The sequence below is a fragment of the Klebsiella sp. D-Nf1 genome, assembly GCF_002810515.1.
Taxonomy (GTDB): domain Bacteria; phylum Pseudomonadota; class Gammaproteobacteria; order Enterobacterales; family Enterobacteriaceae; genus Klebsiella; species Klebsiella variicola.
This window is the reverse complement of record NZ_PIOK01000003.1, coordinates 570,968-593,045: the sequence shown is the minus strand read 5'-3', so window position 1 is coordinate 593,045 and position 22,078 is coordinate 570,968. Positions and strand designations below refer to the sequence as shown.

At 58.4% G+C, this 22,078-nt stretch carries 20 protein-coding genes; 4 read left to right on the top strand and 16 right to left on the bottom strand.

Annotation, left to right across the window (positions count from 1 at the left end; translation table 11 throughout):
• Window positions 1-24: 24 nt before the first annotated feature.
• From sucD to sdhC, 8 genes are all read right to left on the bottom strand, one after another.
• On the bottom strand, window positions 25-894 hold the full coding sequence (sucD, locus tag CWM54_RS16650) for a succinate--CoA ligase subunit alpha (RefSeq protein WP_004885990.1): 870 nt from the start codon (window positions 892-894) through the stop codon (window positions 25-27).
• On the bottom strand, window positions 894-2,060 hold the full coding sequence (gene sucC / locus CWM54_RS16645; RefSeq protein WP_002895039.1) for an ADP-forming succinate--CoA ligase subunit beta: 1,167 nt from the start codon (window positions 2,058-2,060) through the stop codon (window positions 894-896). Before sucC ends, sucD begins: the two co-directional genes overlap by 1 nt.
• Window positions 2,061-2,205: 145 nt before the next feature.
• A complete protein-coding gene (gene odhB / locus CWM54_RS16640) occupies window positions 2,206-3,432 on the bottom strand; it encodes a 2-oxoglutarate dehydrogenase complex dihydrolipoyllysine-residue succinyltransferase (RefSeq protein ID WP_061155311.1) in 1,227 nt (408 codons plus the stop codon).
• A gap of 14 nt (window positions 3,433-3,446) precedes the next feature.
• Entirely contained in the window at window positions 3,447-6,254 is a 2,808-nt protein-coding gene (gene sucA, locus CWM54_RS16635) for a 2-oxoglutarate dehydrogenase E1 component (protein WP_061155312.1), read from the bottom strand.
• Between the two features lie 382 nt (window positions 6,255-6,636).
• Window positions 6,637-7,353, bottom strand: coding sequence for a succinate dehydrogenase iron-sulfur subunit SdhB (gene sdhB, locus CWM54_RS16630; RefSeq protein WP_002894954.1), 717 nt, complete (start codon window positions 7,351-7,353; stop codon window positions 6,637-6,639).
• A gap of 15 nt (window positions 7,354-7,368) precedes the next feature.
• The gene (gene sdhA, locus CWM54_RS16625) at window positions 7,369-9,135 is read right to left on the bottom strand and encodes a succinate dehydrogenase flavoprotein subunit (RefSeq protein WP_061155313.1); all 1,767 of its coding nucleotides are present in this window, start codon (window positions 9,133-9,135) and stop codon (window positions 7,369-7,371) included.
• Window positions 9,135-9,482 (bottom strand): succinate dehydrogenase membrane anchor subunit, encoded by a 348-nt coding sequence (gene sdhD, locus CWM54_RS16620; protein ID WP_002894949.1) that lies wholly within the window; start codon window positions 9,480-9,482, stop codon window positions 9,135-9,137. The genes sdhA and sdhD overlap by 1 nt, the downstream gene beginning before the upstream one ends.
• Window positions 9,476-9,880: a succinate dehydrogenase cytochrome b556 subunit gene (sdhC, locus tag CWM54_RS16615; RefSeq protein ID WP_061155314.1), complete on the bottom strand. Its 405-nt coding sequence runs from the start codon at window positions 9,878-9,880 to the stop codon at window positions 9,476-9,478. Before sdhC ends, sdhD begins: the two co-directional genes overlap by 7 nt.
• Window positions 9,881-10,520: 640 nt before the next feature.
• On the opposite strand from sdhC, the gene gltA reads away from it, so the two are divergent.
• Window positions 10,521-11,804, top strand: coding sequence for a citrate synthase (gene gltA, locus CWM54_RS16600; RefSeq protein WP_061155315.1), 1,284 nt, complete (start codon window positions 10,521-10,523; stop codon window positions 11,802-11,804).
• 67 nt (window positions 11,805-11,871) lie between these two features.
• Here the strand turns inward: gltA and nei are convergent, their stop codons facing one another.
• The 6 genes from nei to CWM54_RS16570 are packed head-to-tail and all read right to left on the bottom strand — an operon-like array spanning window position 11,872 to window position 16,435.
• The gene (nei, locus tag CWM54_RS16595) at window positions 11,872-12,663 is read right to left on the bottom strand and encodes an endonuclease VIII (RefSeq protein ID WP_100697832.1); all 792 of its coding nucleotides are present in this window, start codon (window positions 12,661-12,663) and stop codon (window positions 11,872-11,874) included.
• A 15-nt stretch (window positions 12,664-12,678) separates the two neighbouring features.
• Window positions 12,679-13,323, bottom strand: a complete 645-nt coding sequence (gene pcp / locus CWM54_RS16590) for a pyroglutamyl-peptidase I (protein WP_100681477.1) — start codon at window positions 13,321-13,323, stop codon at window positions 12,679-12,681.
• A 29-nt stretch (window positions 13,324-13,352) separates the two neighbouring features.
• The gene (pxpA, locus tag CWM54_RS16585; RefSeq protein WP_100681476.1) at window positions 13,353-14,105 is read right to left on the bottom strand and encodes a 5-oxoprolinase subunit PxpA; all 753 of its coding nucleotides are present in this window, start codon (window positions 14,103-14,105) and stop codon (window positions 13,353-13,355) included.
• Window positions 14,095-15,027 (bottom strand): 5-oxoprolinase subunit PxpC, encoded by a 933-nt coding sequence (gene pxpC / locus CWM54_RS16580; protein WP_061155319.1) that lies wholly within the window; start codon window positions 15,025-15,027, stop codon window positions 14,095-14,097. Before pxpC ends, pxpA begins: the two co-directional genes overlap by 11 nt.
• Window positions 15,021-15,677 (bottom strand): 5-oxoprolinase subunit PxpB, encoded by a 657-nt coding sequence (gene pxpB, locus CWM54_RS16575; protein WP_061155320.1) that lies wholly within the window; start codon window positions 15,675-15,677, stop codon window positions 15,021-15,023. Before pxpB ends, pxpC begins: the two co-directional genes overlap by 7 nt.
• Window positions 15,678-15,691: 14 nt before the next feature.
• Window positions 15,692-16,435: a type 2 GTP cyclohydrolase I gene (locus CWM54_RS16570; protein WP_100681475.1), complete on the bottom strand. Its 744-nt coding sequence runs from the start codon at window positions 16,433-16,435 to the stop codon at window positions 15,692-15,694.
• Between the two features lie 267 nt (window positions 16,436-16,702).
• Between CWM54_RS16570 and CWM54_RS16565 the strand changes: the two genes are divergently transcribed.
• A complete protein-coding gene (locus CWM54_RS16565; RefSeq protein WP_100681474.1) occupies window positions 16,703-18,181 on the top strand; it encodes an MFS transporter in 1,479 nt (492 codons plus the stop codon).
• Here the strand turns inward: CWM54_RS16565 and phrB are convergent.
• Together phrB and CWM54_RS16555 are read right to left on the bottom strand one after the other, a co-directional pair.
• Window positions 18,153-19,595, bottom strand: coding sequence for a deoxyribodipyrimidine photo-lyase (gene phrB / locus CWM54_RS16560; RefSeq protein WP_100697830.1), 1,443 nt, complete (start codon window positions 19,593-19,595; stop codon window positions 18,153-18,155). The two genes, CWM54_RS16565 and phrB, sit on opposite strands and share 29 nt — an antisense overlap.
• Before the next feature lie 182 nt (window positions 19,596-19,777).
• Window positions 19,778-19,987: a DUF2517 family protein gene (locus tag CWM54_RS16555; RefSeq protein WP_162677839.1), complete on the bottom strand. Its 210-nt coding sequence runs from the start codon at window positions 19,985-19,987 to the stop codon at window positions 19,778-19,780.
• Between the two features lie 306 nt (window positions 19,988-20,293).
• On the opposite strand from CWM54_RS16555, the gene kdpF reads away from it, so the two are divergent.
• On the top strand, window positions 20,294-20,383 hold the full coding sequence (kdpF, locus tag CWM54_RS16550) for a K(+)-transporting ATPase subunit F (protein WP_020323459.1): 90 nt from the start codon (window positions 20,294-20,296) through the stop codon (window positions 20,381-20,383).
• Window positions 20,383-22,062 carry a potassium-transporting ATPase subunit KdpA gene (gene kdpA / locus CWM54_RS16545; protein WP_100697828.1) on the top strand — a complete coding sequence of 560 codons (1,680 nt, stop codon included), beginning with the start codon at window positions 20,383-20,385 and terminating at the stop codon, window positions 22,060-22,062. Before kdpF ends, kdpA begins: the two co-directional genes overlap by 1 nt.
• The last annotated feature ends 16 nt before the right edge of the window (window positions 22,063-22,078 follow it).

Genomic DNA, 22,078 nt, shown 5'->3' with positions numbered 1-22,078 from the left:
TGCTTGCGGAGAAGCAGAGAGGGTTTACTTGATGATAGCTTTCAGCGCTTCGCCGATATCAGCGAGGCTGCGAACGGTTTTCACACCGGCAGCTTCCAGAGCGGCAAATTTCTCATCAGCAGTGCCTTTACCACCAGCGATGATGGCGCCAGCGTGGCCCATACGCTTGCCTTTCGGCGCGGTAACGCCCGCGATGTAGCCGACAACCGGCTTGGTCACGTGCTCTTTGATGTAGGCTGCCGCTTCTTCTTCCGCGCTGCCGCCGATCTCACCGATCATCACGATCGCTTCGGTCTGCGGATCTTCCTGGAACAGCTTCAGGATATCGATGAAGTTGGAGCCCGGGATCGGGTCGCCGCCGATACCGACGCAGGTAGACTGGCCGAAACCATAGTCGGTCGTCTGCTTAACCGCTTCATAAGTCAGGGTACCGGAACGGGAAACGATGCCCACTTTACCCGGCTTGTGAATGTGGCCAGGCATGATGCCGATTTTGCACTCGCCCGGGGTGATAACGCCTGGGCAGTTCGGGCCAATCATGCGTACGCCCGCTTCGTCCAGCTTCACTTTCACGGTCAGCATATCCAGCGTCGGGATACCTTCGGTGATGGTGATAATCAGCTTAATGCCCGCATCAATCGCTTCCAGAATGGAGTCTTTGCAGAACGGTGCCGGAACGTAGATAACGGTCGCGGTCGCGCCGGTCGCTTCAACAGCTTCGCGCACGGTGTTAAATACCGGCAGGCCCAGGTGGGTGGTGCCGCCTTTGCCTGGCGTTACGCCGCCAACCATTTGCGTACCGTAAGCGATCGCTTGTTCAGAGTGGAAGGTCCCCTGGCTACCGGTGAAGCCCTGGCAGATAACCTTGGTATCTTTATTAATTAAAACTGACATTATTTCCCCTCCACTGCGGCAACAACCTGCTGTGCTGCGTCCGTCAGACTTTTCGCTGCAATAATATTCAGGCCGCTGTCAGCCAGTTTTTTCGCGCCCAGTTCGGCGTTGTTACCTTCCAGACGTACGACGACCGGAACGTTAACCCCAACTTCCGCTACCGCACCGATGATGCCGTCAGCGATCAGGTCGCAACGTACGATGCCGCCGAAGATGTTAACCAGCACCGCTTTCACATTGTCATCAGAAAGGATGATTTTGAACGCTTCGGTCACGCGCTCTTTGGTCGCGCCGCCACCTACGTCGAGGAAGTTAGCCGGTTCGCCGCCGTGCAGCTTAACGATGTCCATGGTGCCCATCGCCAGGCCTGCGCCGTTAACCATGCAGCCGATGTTGCCATCCAGTGCCACATAGTTCAGTTCCCACTGCGCCGCCTGCGCTTCACGCGGGTCTTCCTGAGACTGGTCGCGCATTTCGCGCAGATCCGGCTGGCGGAACAGTGCGTTGCCGTCAGCGCCCAGTTTGCCGTCGAGGCAGATCAGGTCGCCCTGCTTAGTGATAACCAGCGGGTTGATTTCGATCAGCGCCAGGTCGCGCTCAAGGAAAATGGTCGCCAGCCCCATGAAAATCTTGGTGAACTGCTGAACCTGTTTACCTTCCAGACCCAGTTTGAACGCCAGCTCACGCCCCTGGTAAGGCATCGGGCCCGCCAGCGGATCGATAGCGATTTTGTGGATCAGATGCGGGGTTTCTTCCGCGACTTTTTCGATTTCCACACCGCCTTCGGTAGACGCCATGAACACCACACGACGGGAGCTACGGTCAACGACCGCGCCGAGGTACAGTTCTTTATCGATATCGGTCGCCGCTTCAACCAGAATCTGGTTGACCGGCTGGCCGTTGGCATCTGTTTGGTAGGTCACCAGGCGTTTGCCCAGCCAGTGCTCAGCAAATGCGCGGATCTCTTCTTTGCTCTTAACTACTTTCACACCGCCCGCTTTACCGCGGCCACCAGCGTGAACCTGACATTTCACTACCCACGGACCCGCACCGATTTTTGAAGCGGCTTCTTCTGCTTCACGCGGAGTAGTACAGGCATAACCCACCGGCGCCGGTAAGCCATAGCGGGCAAAAAGTTGTTTTGCCTGATATTCATGTAAGTTCATGTGTTCAGTCCATCCTTCAGGGTGTAATTATCTTTAAACCTGTAGGCCTGATAAGACGCGCTAGCGTCGCCATCAGGCATCTCATCAACGCCGGATGGCGGCATAAATGCCTTATCCGGCCTACGGTAAGTCATACTCTTACTGACTACACGTCCAGCAGCAGACGAGTCGGATCTTCCAGCAGCTCTTTAATCGCCACCAGGAAGCCAACCGATTCACGCCCATCGATCAGACGGTGGTCGTAGGAGAGCGCCAGGTACATCATCGGCAGGATCTCTACCTTGCCATTCACCGCCATCGGACGGTCTTTAATGGCATGCATACCCAGAATGGCGCTCTGCGGTGGGTTGATGATCGGCGTGGACATCAGGGAACCGAAAACGCCGCCGTTGGTAATGGTGAAGTTACCGCCGGTCAGGTCATCTACGGTCAGCTTGCCGTCACGGCCTTTCACTGCCAGCTCTTTGATATTCTTTTCGATGTCCGCCATGCCCAGCAGGTCAACGTCACGCAGAACCGGGGTTACCAGGCCGCGCGGAGTGGACACTGCCATGCTGACGTCGAAGTAGTTGTGGTAAACCACGTCGTCGCCGTCGATGGAAGCGTTCACTTCCGGGTAGCGTTTCAGCGCTTCAACCACCGCTTTCACGTAGAAGGACATGAAGCCCAGACGGATACCGTGACGTTTTTCGAAGGCATCGCCGTACTGCTTACGCAGATCCATAATCGGCTTCATGTTGACTTCGTTAAAGGTCGTCAGCATGGCGGTGGAATTTTTCGCTTCCAGCAGACGCTCGGCCACGCGTTTACGCAGACGGGTCATCGGGACGCGTTTTTCTGAACGGTGACCCAGCTGCGGCGCTGGTGCTGCTGCCGCGGTAGCCGCTGGCGCTTTGGCTTCAGCCGCCGCCGGGGCTTTCGCCAGATGCTTCTCGACGTCTTCACGAGTCAGACGGCCACCCACGCCGGTGCCTTTGATGGCAGCGGCATCGAGGTTGTGCTCCGCCAGCAGGCGACGGATCGCCGGGCTGAGCGCGTCATTGTTCTGCTCTTCCAGAGAGGCCTGCTGGCGCTGCGCCGGGGTGGACGCTTTCGCATCCGCTTTTTCGCTGGTTTCTTTACCTGCGCTGTTGCCTTCACGCAGGCGGCCAAGGATCTGGCGAGACAGGACGGTAGCGCCCTCATCTTCCAGCACTGCATCCAGAATGCCGTCCGCTGATGCCGGTACTTCCAGTACCACTTTGTCAGTTTCGATTTCGACCAGAACTTCGTCACGGACGACCGCGTCGCCCGGTTTTTTATGCCAGGTGGCGACGGTTGCGTCAGCTACGGACTCAGGCAGGTCGGGAACCAGAATATCTACGCTACTCATTGTGTATCCTTTAATTAATCGACGTTCAGCGCGTCATTGACCAGATCTTGTTGCTGTTTCTGGTGAACGGACATGTACCCTACCGCCGGAGAGGCGGAGGCCGGGCGGCCTGCATAACGCAGAGAGGCCCCAAATGGAACTACTTCACGAAGGTGGTGCTGGCTGCAGTACCATGCGCCCTGGTTGAGCGGCTCTTCCTGGCACCAGACAAAATCGTGTACGTGCGAGTAAGCTTTCAGCGCTTCCTGCACCGCCTGATGCGGGAACGGGTAGAGCTGTTCGATACGCACGATGGCGACATCTTTTTGCTCGTTTTTGCGACGCTGTTCCAGCAGGTCATAGTAAACCTTACCAGAGCACAGTACGACGCGCTTCACGGCTTGCGGATCGAGATCGTCGATTTCGCCGATGGCCGGCATAAAGGTGCCGTTCGCCAGTTCGTCCATGCTGGAGACCGCCAGCGGGTGGCGCAGCAGAGACTTCGGCGACATCACCACCAGCGGACGGCGCATACCGCGCAGCGCCTGACGACGTAGCATATGGTAAACCTGTGCCGGGGTGGACGGGACGCAAACCTGCATGTTCTGCTCAGCGCACAGCTGCAGATAACGTTCCAGACGCGCGGAGGAGTGCTCCGGACCCTGCCCTTCGTAGCCGTGCGGCAGCAGCATCACCAGACCGCACATCCGGCCCCATTTCTGTTCGCCAGAGGAGATGAACTGATCAATGACCACCTGCGCGCCGTTGGCGAAGTCGCCGAACTGCGCTTCCCAGATGGTCAGCGTACGCGGCTCTGCGGTGGCGTAACCGTACTCGAACGCCAGGACGGCTTCTTCAGACAGCACCGAGTCCCAGACGCGGAACTGGCCCTGGCCGTTGTGCACATGCTGCAGCGGGGTATAGGTAGAACCGTTGCTCTGGTTATGAATAACCGCATGACGGTGGAAGAAGGTGCCGCGACCGGAGTCTTCACCGGACAGACGCACCGGAATGCCTTCGTCAACCAGAGTGGCGTAAGCCAGGTTTTCGGCACCGCCCCAATCGAACATCTTCTCACCGGCGGCCATCAGCTGGCGATCGCCGTAGATTTTCGCCACACGAGACTGCATTTCGATACCTTCCGGCACCGTACTGATGCGTTTGGCCAGCTCTTGCAGACGTTTTGGCTCCACTTTATCCGGATAGCTCTCATCCCACTCGTGGTTAAGGTAGGGAGACCAGGTAAAGGAGTGCATATTCATCGGACGCCACTCCTCCACCACGCACTCGCCAGCATCCAGCGCATCGCGGTAAAGGTTAACCTGCTCGGTCGCGTCTTCCAGCGTCGCGACTTTGTCCTGCTCCAGCTTGTCAGCATAGATTTTGCGCGGGGTCGGATGCTTTTTGATTTTCTGGTACATCAGCGGCTGGGTAGCGCTCGGCTCGTCGGCTTCGTTGTGGCCGTGACGGCGGTAGCACACCAGGTCGATGAAGACATCGCGTTTGAAGGTATTACGGAAATCCAGCGCCAGGCGGGTAACGAAAGCAACGGCTTCCGGGTCATCCGCGTTAACGTGGAAAATCGGCGCCTGAACCATCTTACCGATATCGGTACAGTATGGCGTAGAACGCGCATCCAGCGGGTTGGAGGTGGTAAAGCCAACCTGGTTGTTGATAACGATGCGCACGGTACCGCCGACTTCGTAACCGCGGGCTTTCGACATGTTCAGGGTTTCCTGAACCACGCCCTGGCCGGTAACGGCGGCGTCGCCGTGAATAGTAATAGGCAGAACTTTGTTGCTGCTTGGCTCGTCCAGACGATCCAGACGGGCGCGTACGGAACCGATAACCACCGGGCTGACGATCTCCAGGTGCGACGGGTTAAACGCCAGCGCCAGGTGAACCAGACCGCCTTCGGTTTCCATATCGGAAGAGAAGCCCATGTGGTACTTCACATCGCCGGTGCCGAGGTGTTCTTTATGTTTGCCCGCGAACTCGTCGAACAGGTCCTGCGGTTTTTTACCCAGCACGTTGACCAGCACGTTCAGACGGCCGCGGTGCGCCATGCCCAGCACCACTTCGCGGGTGCCGCTTTTGCCTGCATGGCGGATCATCTCTTTGAGCATCGGGATCAGGGCATCACCACCTTCCAGCGAGAAGCGTTTCGCCCCCGGGAATTTGGCGCCGAGGTAGCGTTCCAGCCCTTCTGCAGCGGTCAGTTCACTGAGGAAGCGTTTTTTCTCTGCCGCAGTGAAGCTCGCTTTACCCGCTACCGATTCAATACGCTGCTGGATCCAGCGTTTTTCCTCAGTAGAGGTGATATGCATGTATTCCGCGCCGATGGAGCCGCAGTAGGTTTGCTTGAGAGCGGCAATCAGCTCGCCCAGCTTCATCGTGTCTTTACCGATGGCAAATGAACCTACGTTATAGCTATCCTGGAAATCGGCCTCGGTCAGATCGTGGTAGGCCGGATCAAGATCCGCCACTCTCTCTTGCTTCCACAACCCCAGCGGATCGAGATTCGCATGCTGGTGGCCACGGAAACGGTATGCGTTGATGAGCTGCAGGACTTTAACCTGCTTCACATTGGTGTCAGGGTCGGAAATCGAAGAAGTGTAACGTGAGGCATCCTTCGCCAGTCGACGGAAATAATCACGTGTTTTGGAATGGAATTGATCCGGTTTAACTCCGGTGCCAGGTAACTGCTGGAACATCGAACGCCAGTTGGCGTCAACAGAGTCAGGATCGGTTAAGAAGTCTTCATAGAGCTGTTCTATCCAGCTCTGGTTCGAACCAGAGAGGAAAGAAGAGTCCAGCCAGGCTTTCATTGCGCCGTTCTGCATCGTGATCCCTTAAGCATTTTTATGCTTATTTCGCCGTAGAAACTACCACGCACACCGAGTGCACGTGCCGGGGTTCACTTTTTGCGGACGAGTTGTGGTTTCGATCCGCTAAGGAACCTTTAAAAACTGCCATTAATCTTCAGCGTTCAGGCTGCGGTTGCGTTGGCTGCCTTCGCTTACCCCGGTCACATAGTTCACTATGCTCCCGGGGATGCGCTCAGTTGCCGCCTTACCTCGCACTGAACGCCTCGATTACTGGTACATATTTGGCGGTTTTTAAAGATTTCCTGCTATCTGTCCCCCGGCAGCGCTAACGCTTGCCGGGGCTACTGCTTTGGTAGCCCGGATAAGCGCAAGCGCCATCCGGGACAGACCGTGTTGCTTACGCGCTGCGCTGCAGCAGCATCGACTTAATATGGCCGATGGCGCGCGTCGGGTTAAGCCCTTTAGGACACACACTGACGCAGTTCATAATGCTGTGACAGCGGAATACGCTGAAAGCATCGCTCAGGCCGTCCAGGCGCTCGCTGGTTTCAGTATCGCGACTGTCGATCAGGAAGCGATACGCGGCCAACAGGCCTGCCGGGCCGATGAACTTGTCCGGGTTCCACCAGAACGACGGGCAGGAGGTTGAACAACATGCGCACAGAATACACTCGTACAGACCATCGAGTTTCTCACGCTGCTCAGGCATCTGCAGATGCTCGCGAGCCGGAGGATTTTGCCCATTATTCAACAAGTAAGGCTTAATCTTCTCATATTGTGCATAGAATTGCCCCATGTCTACCACCAAATCACGGATAACCGGTAATCCTGGCAGCGGACGGATAACAATCTTCTTGCCCGGCTGATTCAGCGCGGAGATCGGCGTGATGCACGCCAGACCGTTTTTCCCGTTCATGTTCAGGCCATCGGAACCGCAAACCCCTTCACGGCAGGAGCGGCGGAACGACAGCGACGGATCTTTTTCTTTCAGCTGGATCAGCGCATCCAGCAGCATCATGTCGCGACCTTCTTCCGCTTCGAGGGTGTAATCCTGCATGTGCGGAGCGTCGTCAACATCCGGGTTATAGCGATAAATTGAAAACTCGAGTTTCATTTTCCTGTCTCCGCATTAGTAAGTACGAATCTTCGGCGGGAATGCCGGACGCAGTTTCGGTTCCATGTTGACGCTACGACGCGTCATGGATTCCGACTCTGGCAGATACAGGGAATGGCACAGCCAGTTTTCATCATCACGATCCGGGAAGTCGAAGCGGCTGTGGGCGCCACGGCTTTCGGTACGGAAGTTGGCGGATACGGCCGTTGAATAGGCGGTTTCCATCAGGTTATCCAGCTCCAGGCACTCGACGCGCTGGGTGTTGAACTCGCTGGAAGTATCGTCCAGGCGCGCATTTTTCAGACGCTCGCGGATCACTTTCAGCTGCTCCAGGCCCTTGTGCATCGCATCGCCTTCACGGAATACCGAGAAGTTATGTTGCATACATTCCTGCAACGCTTTGCGGATAGCAACCGGGTCTTCGCCGGAGCGGGTGTTGTTCCAGCGGTTGAGACGGTCCAGAGAGGCTTCGACATCGGATTCGCTGGCTGCGCGCAGGGCGCCCTGCTCGGCGATGGACTCCTGCAGATGCAGGCCCGCCGCGCGGCCGAAGACCACCAGGTCCAGCAGTGAGTTGCCGCCCAGACGGTTGGCGCCGTGTACCGATACACAGGCAATTTCGCCTACCGCGAACAGACCCGGGATCACCACGTCTTCGCCCTTCTCATTCACGGTCAGCGCCTGGCCGGTGACTTTGGTCGGAATACCGCCCATCATGTAGTGGCAGGTTGGGATAACCGGGATCGGCTCTTTCACCGGATCGACGTGAGCAAAGGTACGGGAGAGCTCAAGGATACCTGGCAGACGAGATTCCAGAACCTCTTTACCCAGGTGATCCAGTTTCAGTTTCGCATGCGGGCCCCACGGACCATCGCAGCCGCGACCTTCACGGATTTCGATCATGATGGAACGCGCCACCACGTCACGACCCGCCAGGTCTTTCGCGTTCGGCGCATAACGCTCCATAAAGCGCTCGCCGTGTTTGTTCAGCAGGTAACCGCCTTCGCCGCGGCAACCTTCGGTGACCAGCACCCCTGCCCCGGCGATACCGGTCGGGTGGAACTGCCACATTTCCATATCCTGCACAGGAACGCCTGCGCGGATGGCCATCCCGACGCCGTCACCGGTGTTGATGTGGGCGTTGGTGGTGGACTGATAGATACGGCCTGCGCCGCCGGTCGCCAGCACGGTGGCGCGGGCTTTAAAGTAGACCACTTCGCCGGTCTCGATGCACAGGGCGGTACAACCGACCACCGCGCCGTCCTGGTTTTTCACCAGATCGAGGGCATACCATTCGGAGAAGATAGTGGTGTGGTTTTTCAGGTTCTGCTGATACAGGGTGTGCAACAGCGCGTGGCCGGTACGGTCAGCCGCCGCCGCGGTGCGTGCCGCCTGCTCGCCGCCGAAGTTTTTCGACTGGCCGCCGAACGGGCGCTGATAAATACGGCCGTCATCAAGACGGGAGAACGGCAGGCCCATATGTTCCAGCTCAAGAATCGCTTCCGGGCCGGTCTTACACATATATTCGATGGCGTCCTGGTCGCCAATATAGTCCGACCCTTTTACGGTGTCGTACATATGCCATTCCCAGTTATCTTCATGGGAGTTACCGAGCGCGACGGTGATACCACCCTGCGCGGAAACGGTATGGGAACGGGTAGGGAACACTTTGGAGAGCAGTGCACAGGTCTGTCCGCTCTGGGAAATTTGTAGCGCCGCGCGCATGCCTGCGCCGCCGGCACCGATAACAACAGCATCAAACTCTCTGACTGGCAATTTCATTACACACCCCACACCACAACAAATCCATAAAGAACGTAAGCCACCAGCGCCACAACGATAGCCAGTTGCAGAACCAGGCGCAGGGCCAGTGGTTTAACGTAGTCCGTTAACACCTGCCACATCCCGATCCAGGCATGGATGAGAATGGAGACGAGAGCCAGCAGAGTGAAGACTTTAGTGAAACCGGAGGCAAAGAATCCGGTCCACACTTCCCATGAGATTTCACCGGTGGTGGCAAAGAAGCCAACCATGTAGATGATGTAGAGGGTCAGAACGATGGCGGTAGCACGGACCAGAATAAAGTCATGTACGCCGTTGCGTCCCAGTGCTGAGGCGTTGCTTACCATACGAGGACTCCTGCGAGAAGTGAAAGCACGACAGTAATAACAAAAGAGATTTTGGCGGAACGTTTCCCTGCTTCGAGGGTTTCGTCCAGGTAGCCAAAGTCCATCAGCAGATGGCGGATACCGACAACCACGTGGTAGGCCAGCGCGGTCAGAATGCCCCACATGATGAACTTCACAAAGAAGCTATCCATGATTGAGGCCGCCGTCAGAAAACCTTCTGGGGAGGAAAGGCTGGTGCCCAGCAACCAAAGCAGAATTCCGACCGCCACGAAGGTGATGACACCGGAAACGCGATGGAGAATGGACGCTATCGCCGTGATTGGGAACCGTATCGTTTGTAGATCCAGATTGACAGGTCTTTGTTTTTTCACATTTCTTACCATGAATAACGCCCACATGCTGTTCTTATTGTTTCCTTCCTCCGGTCTGCTTGCGGGTCAGACAGCGTCCTTTCTATAACCAGAAGTCATGTTAAAACGTCTTTTCAGGCATTAAAACATCACTAAACAACGCTGGGTGGCTCGGGATTGCAGGGTGTTCCGGAGACCTGGCCGCAGTATAGGCCGTTCACAAAATCATTACAATTAACCTACATATAGTTTGTTGGGTTTTCTCCGGAACAGTGATCAAGGTCACGATAACAACATTTTTTTAATTTTTAATCACCTGATTTGACAAATATTAAACATTCTTGTTACAACCATTACCAGTTAAATGCAATAATGCTCAAAAGTTATGGGGTCACTCTTTCACCTGAGAATAAGTTATGTAACAGTGTGTCAGTATTGACCGATGTAATCAGGACAGTTATTAGTGGTATATAGGTTTTAATATTCGGACTGCTAAAACGCTGATTTGCTGTTGTTTCACCGCAGCCCTGAAGGACGTACCATCAAGCGCCGTTGCTCTGTACCCTGCCCTTTTCGCTGACGCAGAGCTGTGTGCAACATAACAAACTGGTAACGTATGCAGGCGCGGGCCGAAAGCAAATCCACCACCCGGCAGTCTTAAGCAATAAAGGCGCTAAGGAGACCATAAATGTCTGATGCTAAAGCAAAAATCACCCTGGGTGGTGACACTGCTATTGAACTGGATGTGCTAAAAGGCACGCTCGGTCAGGATGTTATTGATATTCGTAGTCTTGGTTCAAAAGGCGTATTTACTTTTGACCCAGGTTTCACATCCACCGCTTCTTGTGAATCTAAAATTACGTTTATCGATGGTGACGAGGGGATCCTGCTGCACCGCGGCTTCCCGATCGACCAGTTAGCGACCGAATCTAACTATCTCGAAGTTTGTTATATTCTGCTGTACGGTGAAAAACCGACTCAGGCCGAATATGACGAATTCAAAACCACCGTCACCCGCCACACCATGATTCATGAGCAGATCACCCGTCTGTTCCATGCGTTCCGTCGCGATTCCCACCCGATGGCGGTGATGTGCGGGATCACTGGCGCCCTGGCGGCGTTCTATCATGACTCCCTCGACGTGAATAACCCGCGTCACCGCGAGATTGCCGCCTATCGTCTGCTGTCCAAAATGCCAACCATGGCAGCCATGTGTTACAAGTATTCTATCGGCCAGCCGTTTGTTTATCCGCGCAACGACCTCTCCTACGCCGGCAACTTCCTGCGCATGATGTTCGCCACACCGTGCGAAGAGTATGAAGTCAATCCAGTGCTTGAACGCGCGATGGATCGTATTCTGATCCTGCACGCCGATCACGAGCAGAACGCGTCGACCTCGACGGTACGTACCGCCGGCTCCTCCGGCGCTAACCCGTTCGCCTGTATCGCAGCCGGTATCGCCTCCCTGTGGGGACCGGCACACGGCGGCGCCAACGAAGCGGCGCTGAAAATGCTGGAAGAGATCAGCTCCGTTGAACACATTCCGGAATTTGTCCGTCGTGCGAAAGACAAAAATGACTCTTTCCGCCTGATGGGCTTCGGCCATCGTGTTTACAAGAACTACGACCCGCGCGCCACTGTGATGCGTGAAACCTGCCATGAAGTGCTGAAAGAGCTGGGCACTAAAGACGACCTGCTGCAGGTGGCCATGGAGCTGGAGCATATCGCGCTGAACGACCCGTATTTCATCGAGAAGAAACTCTACCCGAACGTCGACTTCTATTCCGGTATCATCCTGAAAGCGATGGGTATTCCGTCCTCCATGTTTACCGTTATCTTCGCCATGGCGCGTACCGTGGGCTGGATTGCGCACTGGAACGAAATGCACAACGATGGCATGAAGATCGCCCGTCCGCGTCAGCTGTACACCGGCTACACCAAACGCGATTACCAGTCTGACATTAAGCGGTAATCTTGCCGTACCGGATAACAATAAACGCGCCAACTGGCGCGTTTTTTTTATCTACCTGACCGCCGGCTTAATGCTGGCATCCGGGACACCAGTAAAACGGCCGTGAGGAGAGTGTCGTCTTCTCAATCACCCCCCCACAGCGCTCGCACCTTTCCCCGTCACGATGGAAGACCTTAAAGCGAAACAGCGCGCCGTGATGCCTGTTGTCATCCGCCTGGCCGCGGGTTCGATAAGAAAGCCGCGGGATATCCAGCAGCGCGTGCGCCAGCGCATCCAGCTGACTATCGCTCAGTTCAGCGGCTTTACGCTTTCCGCTTAATCCCACCTGCCAGAGGATCTCCACCCGCAGATAGTTACCGAGCCCGGCCAGAAAAGCCTGATCCAGCAGCAGGCCGGAAAACTGACGATGGCGGAATTTGGCCAACAGCAGCCGCGCTTTCACCTCCTCCACGGTTAACGTCATATCCAGCACATCTGGCCCCACGCGCAGTAAAAACGGGTGATGGGCAACCTGCTCCGCCGTGAGCATTTCAATGTCCGACGCGCTGTAGAGCAGAATCGCCTTGCGGGCGGTCTGCAGCCTGACGCGCAGCACCCGGTTAGAGGCGGGCTGTTCCCCGGCATCGACCACGCGCCAGACACCGTACAACTGATTATGGCTGTACAGAGTCAACCCGCCGGAGAAGCGGGTCAGCAGGGCTTTCCCCCGGGTGTCAATATGGGTAACCCGCTGACCCATCAGCGGGGTTTGGTAGGGTTGCAACTGGGGAAAGGCAAACCAGACGTCGGTTAAAGGTTCGCCTTTGATTGCCGCCTCCAGTTTATCCGCCGCGCGGCGGATCTCCGGACCTTCCGGCATACTGTCATCCTTCTGTTAATGGGTGGCGCCGCCGCCCAGTTTACTATCCACCGACTGGCGCAGCGCCACGGCAATGGTCGTTTCCAGCGCCTCCCGCACGGTGGCGGTCGCCATACTCGGCTCGCCGGGATGGGCCGCCGCCTGCGCCGGTAGCCATGGAATATGGATAAAGCCGCCCCTGACGCCAGCCTGCTCCTGCAGCTTATGTAGCAAACCATACATCACGTGATTGCAGACGAAGGTGCCGGCGGTTTGGGAGACCGAAGCCGGGATCCCGCGATTGCGCAACGCGCTGACGATCGCTTTGATCGGTAAGGTGCTGAACCACGCCGCCGGCCCCCCGTCGACGATCGGCGTGTCGACAGGCTGCTGGCCGTTGTTATCGGGAATGCGCGCATCATCGACGTTGATAGCCACACGTTCAACGCTGATATCGACGCGACCACCAGCCTGCCCCACGGCAATGACCAGCCTCGGCTGCAGGTCTTCTATCGCCGCGTAGAGCACCGACAGCGCCTCGCCAAACACACAGGGGAGCTGACGGGCGATCACCTGCTGCCCGGCAATCATCGTCCCGTTCAGCTGCCTCACCACTTCCCATGAAGGGTTAACCGTCTCGCCATCAAAGGGTTCAAAACCGGTTAACAACACGCCTGCCATCATCCTCTCCTTCCCGGTCATTCAGGTTGTCACGCTTCAGCGTCCAGTTGCGCGCTGACCAGAATATGGCGCCCGGCAAACGCCGCCCGCAGACGGCGGGCAAAATCCAGCGCGTGCGGGCCATCGCCGTGCAGACACACCGTCTGCGCCACCACGTTGGCCCACTCGCCGCTGATGCTGCGCACCCGGTGGTGTTGCACCATCTCGAGGGTTTGCGCCAGGGCCTGCTCTTCGCTGTCGATCAGCGCGCCGGGCTGGCTACGCGGCACCAGGCTACCGTCGGCCAGGTAGCCGCGGTCGGCAAACACCTCCTGGCGCGTCGTCAGGCCATAGTGCTGCCCGGCACGGATCAGTTCGCTGCCCGCCAGCCCCACCAGCACCAGCTTCGGGTTAACATCACGGACCGCGCGGGCGATGGCATCCGCCAGTGGCGGCGATTTGGCCGCCTGGTTATAAAGCATGCCGTGCGGCTTCACATGCTGCAGCTCGCCGCCCTGCGCCTGAACGATCGCCGCCAGGGCGCCAATCTGATACAGCGTCTGGGCATAGACCGTTTCCGGCGGCAGATCCATCGCCGTACGACCAAAATTTTCCCGGTCGGGATACCCCGGATGGGCGCCCACCGCCACGCCGTACTTCAGCGCCTCGCGCACGCTCTGCACCATCAGCCGGGCATCGCCGGCGTGAAAACCACAGGCGATATTCGCCGAGGACACCAGCTGGAGCAGCGCGCTATCGTTCGCGCCCCCTTCCCCGAGATCGGCATTGAGATCAATCATCATCGTGGAGTCTCCAGGCCAGTTGTTCAAGATAACGCTGACGATCGGCCCGCGCCTTCAGCGCCTCCTCCAGCGAGCAGGCGACGAAGTGGATCGGCTGCCCCAGCGGGATCTGCGCCAGCTGGTACATATCAGCCTCAATAATGCAGGCGATGCGCGGATAACCGCCGGTGGTTTGCGCATCGTTCATCAGCACGATGGGCTGGCCGTTGTGCGGCACCTGCACCACGCCAGGCAGCAGACCGTGCGACAGCATTTCGCGATCGGTAGTCCGTTTCAGCGGCTGCCCCTGCAGGCGGTAACCCATGCGGTTGCTCTGCGGGCTGAGCTGCCAGGGAGAGCGCCAGAACGAGGCCTGCGAGGCCGCATCAAACTCGTGATATTCCGGGCCCGGCAGCGCGCGAATGCGATTGTCCAGCGGCAGCTGCTTGACGCCGCGCGAGGTGGTAAAGCGCCGGGCGGCTTTCCCGAGCTTCAGCTGGTCGCCATCCTGCAGGCGGCGTCCTTCCAGACCGCCAATCCCCGCCTTAAGATCCGTGCTGCGCGAGCCAAGCACCACCGGGACCGCAATCCCGCCCGCCACCGCCAGATAGCTGCGGATGCCATGCTGCGGCGTTTTCAGCACCAGCCGCTGCCCGGCCCGGTAGGCGGTACGCCAGCCCACCCAGACCGCTTTGCCGTCCAGCGTCGCTTCGCAGGCGGCGCCGGTCAGCGCGAACCAGCCGCTGCGGGCAAATTCAATCTCCACCTGGCCGAGGGTTATCTCCAGCCCGGCAGCGTTCGCCTCGTTGCCAACCAGCAGATTGGCAATCACCAGCGCCGGATAATCCAGGGCGCCGCAGCGACTGATGCCAGACTGGCGCAGGCCTTCTCGTCCACCGTCCTGTACCGAGGTGTACAGACCGGCGCGGATCAGGGTCAACATACCCCCTCCTTTTGCGGCACAAAGCGGATTTTATCGCCCACGCGCAGCAGCGCAGGCTCCTTACGCGCCGGGTCAAACAGCGTCAACGCGGTCCGTCCCAGCAGCTGCCAGCCGCCGGGTGTCGCCAGCGGATAGATACCGGTTTGCGCGCCGCCGATGCCCACCGAACCGGCCGGGACCCGCACACGCGGTTCGGCGCGACGTGGGGTCGCCAGCGCCGGCGGCAGCCCGCCCAGGTAGGGGAATCCCGGCTGAAAACCAATAAACCAGACCAGGTATTCCACCGAGGCATGCAGCTCCACAACCTGTTTTTCACTCAGGCCGCTGTGCTGCGCCACCACCCCGAGATCCGGCCCGGCCTCGCCGCCGTACACCACCGGGATGGTCAATGACCTCGACTCCGGCGCCAGCGCGAGGCTCTCCTCCCACCAGCGCTGCAGACGGTCTATCGCCTCCCACGCCATCTCCTGCGGGCGGCGGAGCACTACGGTGATATTGTTCATGCCGGGAATGGCGTCAACCACCTCTTCGTGGTGAGACAGACGCTGGGCCAATCCCCAGATCCGTTGCTGGCTCTCAAGCGTGACCGGCGGCTCCAGCTCCAGCACGACGGCCGTTTCTCCTAACAGATAACAACGCGCTCGCTGCACTTTTCTCTCTCCCGTCAGGCTGGGTTAGGAATATCAATAAAGGTGACATCCAGGTCGGTCGTTTCCGTCAGCCATTCGCTGAGGGCGCGAATGCCGCCGCGCTCGGTGGCGTGGTGGCCAGCGGCATAAAAATGCAGCCCCTGTTCGCGGGCAGAGTGAATGGTTTGTTCCGACACCTCGCCGGTGATAAACGCGTCCACCCCAAAGCGCGCCGCGGCGTCAATAAAGCCCTGGCCGCCGCCAGTACACCAGGCGATGCGGCTGACGGTGTCCGGCCCGGTATCGCCGCACCACAGCGGCTTGCGCCCCAACCGCGCTTCGATCCAGGAGGCCAGTTCGAGGCCGGAAACCGGCATCGACAGTTCGCCCCACGGCACCAGCGGTTCGATTTCACCCAGCACGTTAATCCCCAGCAGATGCGCCAGCTGCGCGTTGTTGCCCAGCTCCGGATGGGCATCCAGCGGCAGGTGCCAGCCGTAGAGATTGATATCGTTGGCCAGCAGCGTTTTCAGGCGGCGGCGCTTCATGCCACGGATCACTGGCGACTCGTTTTTCCAGAAATAGCCATGATGGACGATCACCGCATCCGCCTGCAGCCGAACGGCTTCATCCAGCAGCGCCTGGCTGGCCGTCACCCCGGTGACGATCGTGTGCACCGTGTCACGACCTTCCACCTGCAGACCGTTAGGGGCGAAATCACTGATGGCCGCACTATTGAGCTTGTCGTTTATCAGTTGTTCCAGTTCGCTATTTTTCATCGCCACTCCAGCAGATAATCAGGGTATACAAAGGCATAACATAACCAGATCCATTCGGGCCGTCGATAGTCCACTACCGGCACCGACCATGACTTTTTACCGGATCCCGCATTTTGTCTACCCACCCCGTCGCGCATTCGTGTATATTTATGCACTAATAAAGCATATTAAATAACCAGAAAGCCCCTCAAGCCATGAATATGACTAATTAAGCGCTATTCATGCAGAACGATCGACTTTCGCTTTACGTCAGGAAACACACTTCACATGAAGACATCATCATCGCAGCCGCGGGCGATTTACTACGTCGTGGCGCTGCAAATCTGGGAGTATTTTAGCTTCTACGGCATGCGCGCCCTGCTGATCCTCTATCTCACCAATCAGCTCAAATATGACGATAACCACGCCTACGCGCTGTTCAGCGCCTACTGTTCGCTGGTTTATGTGACGCCGATCCTCGGCGGTTATCTGGCCGATAAGCTGCTGGGCAACCGGATGGCGGTCATGCTCGGCGCGCTGCTGATGGCGATGGGTCACCTGGTGCTCGGGGCCAGCGAAACCGCTCCGGTCTTCCTCTACCTGTCGCTGGCGATCATCGTCTGCGGCTACGGGTTGTTTAAATCCAACGTCAGCTGTCTGCTGGGAGAACTCTACGAACCCGCCGATCCGCGTCGCGATGGCGGTTTCTCGCTGATGTATGCCGCGGGCAATATCGGCTCGATTATCGCGCCTATCGCCTGCGGCTACGTACAGGAGGAGTATAGCTGGGCGATGGGCTTTGCCCTGGCGGCCATCGGCATGGTGGCGGGACTGGTGATTTTCCTCTGCGGCAACCGTCACTTCCAGCATACCGCCGGCGTCAACCGCCAGGCGCTGTGCGCGCGCCGCTTCCTGCTGCCGAACTGGGGCTGGCTGCTGGTGCTGCTGGTTACCGCCCCGCTGCTGATCGCCGTGCTGTTCTGGCAGGAGTGGTCGGTGTATGCCCTGATCGTGGCCACCGTTATCGGCCTGGCGGTGCTGGCGCGGATCTACCTGCGCGCTGAAACCGATAAACAGCGTAAGGATCTGCGCCTGATCGTCGTCCTCACCGCGTTTAGCCTACTGTTCTGGGCCTTCGCCCAGCAAGGCGGGAGCTCCATCAGCCTGTATATTGACCGCTTCGTTAATCGCCATATCATGAGCTACGAAGTCCCTACCGCCATGTTCCAGTCGGTCAACGCCTTCGCGGTGATGCTCTGCGGGATGGTGCTGGCGTGGCTGGTGAAAGAGAGCGTCGGTGGCAATCGCACCGTGCGCATCTGGGGGAAATTTGCCCTCGGTCTGGGCCTGATGAGCGCCGGGTTCTGCATCCTGACCCTCAGCGCCCGCTGGTCCGCGGCCTATGGCCAGTCGTCCATGCCGCTGATGGTGCTGGGGCTGGCGGTGATGGGTTTTGCCGAACTGTTTATCGACCCGGTCGCCATGTCGCAAATCACCCGCATTGAGATCCCGGGGGTCACCGGGGTGCTGACCGGTATCTATATGCTGCTCTCCGGGGCCATCGCCAACTATCTGGCCGGCGTCATCGCCGACCAGACCTCGCAGGCGTCCTTCGACGCCGCCGGGGCAGTGAACTACTCCATTGACGCCTACATCAAGGTCTTCAGCCAGATCACCTGGGGCGCGCTGGCCTGTGTCGGCGTGGTGCTGGTCATCTGGCTGTATCACTCGCTGAAGGTCAGGACCCGCCGTCTGGCGGTGGAGTAATTCCTTTTCTGGCGGCCTCCCAGGCCGCCAGCGTCTCCTGCCGCGCCTGTTTGTGATCGACTATCGGGCGCGGATAATCCAGTTTGATCCCCTGTTTATCCGCCCACGCCCACGGCTGATGCAGCGCCTTCTCCGGCACCTTTGCCAGCTCAGGCAGCCAGCGACGCATAAACACCCCCTGCTTATCAAACTTCTCGCCCTGGGTGGTGGGGTTAAATATGCGGAAATAGGGCGCGGCGTCGGTGCCTGTCGAGGCCGCCCACTGCCAGCCGCCGTTGTTCGCCGCCAGGTCGCCATCAATCAGTTGACTCATGAAGTAGCGCTCCCCTGCCCGCCAGTCGAGGCGCAGATCTTTCGTCAGGAAGCTGGCGACAATCATGCGCAACCGGTTATGCATCCAGCCGGTGGCGTTAAGCTGGCGCATCGCGGCATCGACTATCGGAAAGCCGGTCTCCCCGCGCTGCCAGGCCTGCAGGGCGGCGTCATCTTCACGCCAGGCGACCTTATCAGTCCATGCGATAAACGGGCGTCCTTTACAGAGTTTCGGATAGTAGACCATCAGATGGCGGTAAAACTCGCGCCAGATCAGCTCATTAAGCCAGGTTGCGCCTGCCCCACCGTCCAGCGCGGCGGGGTGTTCCGTCAGCAGACGATGCAGGCACTGGCGCGGCGACAGTACCCCGATAGCCAGGCAGGGCGACAGGCGGCTGGTCCCTTCCACGGCGGGGAAGTCACGCTGTTCCTCATACTCCGCCGCCGCTTGCTGACAAAACGCACGCAGCCGCGCCAGCGCCGTTTTTTCATCCGCGGCAAACAGCAGTCCATCGAACGGCGTTTGCGGATAGTTGAGCTCAGGCAGCGGCGGCGCCTGGCGGGCAGGTGCCTGTCGCGGCTTCGGGGCCGCCACGCACGCCGGCAGCCCGTCCCGCAGACGGCGAATAAACGCATTCTTAAACGGCGTGAAAACTTTATACATTTCTCCGCCGCCGGTCATGACGCTGCCGGGCGGCAACAGGACGCTGTCGTCAAAGCCCTGGCAAATGACATCGCGCAAGGTGTTCTCAACGGCGGCATCGCGCTGACGTTCATTGAATTCGTACTGATAGTTGTAGAACAGGTGACTGACCTGGTGCTGCTGGCAGAAATGGGCCAGCCGTTCGACGCTGGCGGTAAAATCGTCCGCCTCTTCGACCCACAGCGGTATGCCCCGTTCCGCCAGCGCGGCGTGCAGACTGTGCAAATGGCTGGCGATAAACGCGGCCTGCCGCGGCGCCAGGTGATGCTCACGCCACTGCCCCGGAGTGGCGATATACAGCGCCAGCACCTGCGCCTGCGGATCGCGGCAGGCGGCAGCCAGCGCCAGGTTATCGTGAATGCGTAAATCCGTGCGTAACCAGACCAGATGGGTGGCCATATAACTCCTCGATATCCGTCAGCAAAACTCATCTCATGATATAAGCCGGAAAAAATAGCGCGCTCCGGCAAAATAAGCACCTGCCAATTCCACTGCGGCGCATGAAAACGAGTGTAGACAAGCGACGAAAAAAAACCGCCGGGGGCAACCGGCGGTTATTGTCTGCGTCGCAGCAGGGCGGATTAATAGAAATCGTGAGCGGCTTTTTCCGCCTGCGCCATCCACACCGGCTGCTCGCTGGTTTTCGACCACACCCGGTGCAGCCAGCTGTAGAAGCGGGCGCGATCTTTCCAGAACAGCATCACCGGCAGCGCCGCGACGCCAGCCACGACGGCGAAAGCACGACGCAGCAAAATAATATGAGCAGGATAAGCTTTGTACAACGCCATCATTTCTCTCCCCTTTGTCAGGCCGGCAAGCAGCGCCGGTAAAAATAACCATGTTTGTCTGAGCAAAATAATACCGCTCTGGTTGTAATTTTACTACTCATCCGACCACTAAAAAGCACGTATTTATACTTAATTTACATTCACCACGTAAATTAGTTACGAAAAAGTTAAATTAATACTAATCATCAGTTAAATTGTGCCTTTGCCATTTTTATACTTTTTTTACACCGTGCCCGCCGATTTTTGCAAAATCTTTGCGCCGTAATTCCTATTCTCCTGGTAAATCAAAAAGACACCCGGAGGTGGATTGTGACTGCAGGCGTACTCACTGGCGTTGGGCTGGTGTTCCTGTTACTGGCTTATCTGGTTTATGCCTTGATACACGCGGAGGCATTCTGATGGCTGCCCAGGGATTTTTATTATTAGCCAGCTTCCTGCTGGTGCTGCTGGTGCTGGCGCGCCCGCTGGGGACGTGTCTGGCGAGGATGGTGAACGATATCCCGCTTCCCGGCCTGGCCGGGGTCGAGCGCGTCCTGTGGCGCGTGGCCGGGATCCGCGCCGAGGAGATGGGCTGGCTGCAGTATTTGCTGGCAATCCTGCTGTTTAACGCGCTCGGCGGCCTGGCGCTGTTTGCCCTGCTGATGCTCCAGGGCGTGCTGCCGTTTAACCCGCAGCACCTGCCGGGGCTGTCGTGGGATCTGGCGCTCAACACGGCGATCAGCTTTGTCAGTAATACCAACTGGCAGGCTTACGCCGGCGAAAGCACCATGAGCTATCTCAGCCAGATGGTCGGCCTGACGGTACAGAATTTCCTCTCTGCCGCCACCGGGATCGCCGTGGTCTTCGCCCTGACCCGTGCCTTTGCCCGGCAGAAAATGTCCACCCTTGGCAATGCCTGGGTCGACCTGACACGCATTACCCTGTGGCTGCTGCTGCCGCTCTCCTTGCTGGTCGCTCTGTTCTTTATTCAGCAAGGGGTACCGCAGAATCTGCTGGCCTACCAGCCCTTTACCACCCTCGAAGGGGCGCACCAGCTGCTGCCGATGGGGCCTGTCGCCTCGCAGGAAGCAATTAAGCTGCTGGGCACCAACGGCGGCGGTTTCTTTAACGCCAACTCCGCTCACCCGTTTGAAAACCCGACCGCGCTGACCAATCTCGTGCAGATGCTGGCGATCTTCCTTATCCCGGCGGCGCTGTGCTTCGCCTTCGGCGAGGTAGTGAGCGATCGCCGCCAGGGGCGCGCCATCCTGTGGGCAATGACGCTGATCTTTATCCTCTGCGTCGCCGTGGTGATGTGGGCGGAAACTCGCGGTAACCCACACCTGCTGACGCTGGGCGCCGACAGCAGCCTGAATATGGAAGGTAAAGAGAGCCGCTTCGGTATTCTCGCCAGTAGCCTGTTCGCGGTGATCACCACTGCCGCCTCCTGCGGCGCGGTCAACGCCATGCATGACTCCTTCACCGCGCTGGGCGGCATGGTGCCGATGTGGCTGATGCAGATTGGCGAAGTCGTGTTCGGCGGCGTCGGCTCGGGCCTGTACGGCATGCTGCTGTTCGTCATGCTGGCGGTGTTTATCGCCGGACTGATGGTCGGCCGCACCCCGGAGTACCTCGGGAAGAAAATCGATGTCCGGGAAATGAAAATGATCGCCCTGGCCATTCTGGTCACCCCGACGCTGGTACTGCTTGGCACGGCACTGGCGATGATGACCGAAGCTGGCCGCGCCGGGATGTTCAACCCCGGACCACACGGCTTTAGCGAGGTGCTGTACGCCGTCACCTCGGCAGCCAATAACAACGGCAGCGCCTTCGCTGGCCTGGGTGCGGCGACGCCGTTCTGGAACCTGCTGTTGGCGTTCTGCATGCTGGTCGGCCGCTTCGCCGTCATCATTCCGGTGATGGCTATTGCCGGCTCGCTGGTGGTGAAGAAAATTCAACCAGCCAGTCCCGGTACCCTGGCCACCCACGACGCCCTGTTTATCGGTCTGCTGATCGGTACCGTGCTGCTGGTGGGCGCCCTGACCTTTATTCCTGCGCTGGCGCTTGGCCCGCTGGCTGAACACTTTACCTTACTTTGAGCGATGCGGAGCACCC

Excerpts from the sequence above, each read along its gene's own strand:
- gltA (WP_061155315.1), top strand. The coding sequence starts at position 10,521 with ATGTCTGATGCTAAAGCAAAAATCACCCTGGGTGGTGACACTGCTATT.
- pcp (WP_100681477.1), bottom strand. The coding sequence starts at position 13,323 with ATGGCAGGCGTGTTGTTAACCGGTTTTGAACCCTTTGATGGCGAGACG.
- sdhA (WP_061155313.1), bottom strand. The coding sequence starts at position 9,135 with ATGAAATTGCCAGTCAGAGAGTTTGATGCTGTTGTTATCGGTGCCGGC.
- pxpA (WP_100681476.1), bottom strand. The coding sequence starts at position 14,105 with ATGATGATTGATCTCAATGCCGATCTCGGGGAAGGGGGCGCGAACGAT.
- kdpA (WP_100697828.1), top strand. The coding sequence starts at position 20,383 with ATGGCTGCCCAGGGATTTTTATTATTAGCCAGCTTCCTGCTGGTGCTG.
- sucA (WP_061155312.1), bottom strand. The coding sequence starts at position 6,254 with ATGCAGAACGGCGCAATGAAAGCCTGGCTGGACTCTTCTTTCCTCTCT.
- sdhB (WP_002894954.1), bottom strand. The coding sequence starts at position 7,353 with ATGAAACTCGAGTTTTCAATTTATCGCTATAACCCGGATGTTGACGAC.
- sucD (WP_004885990.1), bottom strand. The coding sequence starts at position 894 with ATGTCAGTTTTAATTAATAAAGATACCAAGGTTATCTGCCAGGGCTTC.
- pxpC (WP_061155319.1), bottom strand. The coding sequence starts at position 15,027 with ATGTTGACCCTGATCCGCGCCGGTCTGTACACCTCGGTACAGGACGGT.
- sdhD (WP_002894949.1), bottom strand. The coding sequence starts at position 9,482 with ATGGTAAGCAACGCCTCAGCACTGGGACGCAACGGCGTACATGACTTT.
- odhB (WP_061155311.1), bottom strand. The coding sequence starts at position 3,432 with ATGAGTAGCGTAGATATTCTGGTTCCCGACCTGCCTGAGTCCGTAGCT.
- sucC (WP_002895039.1), bottom strand. The coding sequence starts at position 2,060 with ATGAACTTACATGAATATCAGGCAAAACAACTTTTTGCCCGCTATGGC.
- CWM54_RS16555 (WP_162677839.1), bottom strand. The coding sequence starts at position 19,987 with ATGATGGCGTTGTACAAAGCTTATCCTGCTCATATTATTTTGCTGCGT.
- nei (WP_100697832.1), bottom strand. The coding sequence starts at position 12,663 with ATGCCGGAAGGTCCGGAGATCCGCCGCGCGGCGGATAAACTGGAGGCG.
- CWM54_RS16570 (WP_100681475.1), bottom strand. The coding sequence starts at position 16,435 with ATGAAAAATAGCGAACTGGAACAACTGATAAACGACAAGCTCAATAGT.
- CWM54_RS16565 (WP_100681474.1), top strand. The coding sequence starts at position 16,703 with ATGAAGACATCATCATCGCAGCCGCGGGCGATTTACTACGTCGTGGCG.
- phrB (WP_100697830.1), bottom strand. The coding sequence starts at position 19,595 with ATGGCCACCCATCTGGTCTGGTTACGCACGGATTTACGCATTCACGAT.
- sdhC (WP_061155314.1), bottom strand. The coding sequence starts at position 9,880 with ATGTGGGCGTTATTCATGGTAAGAAATGTGAAAAAACAAAGACCTGTC.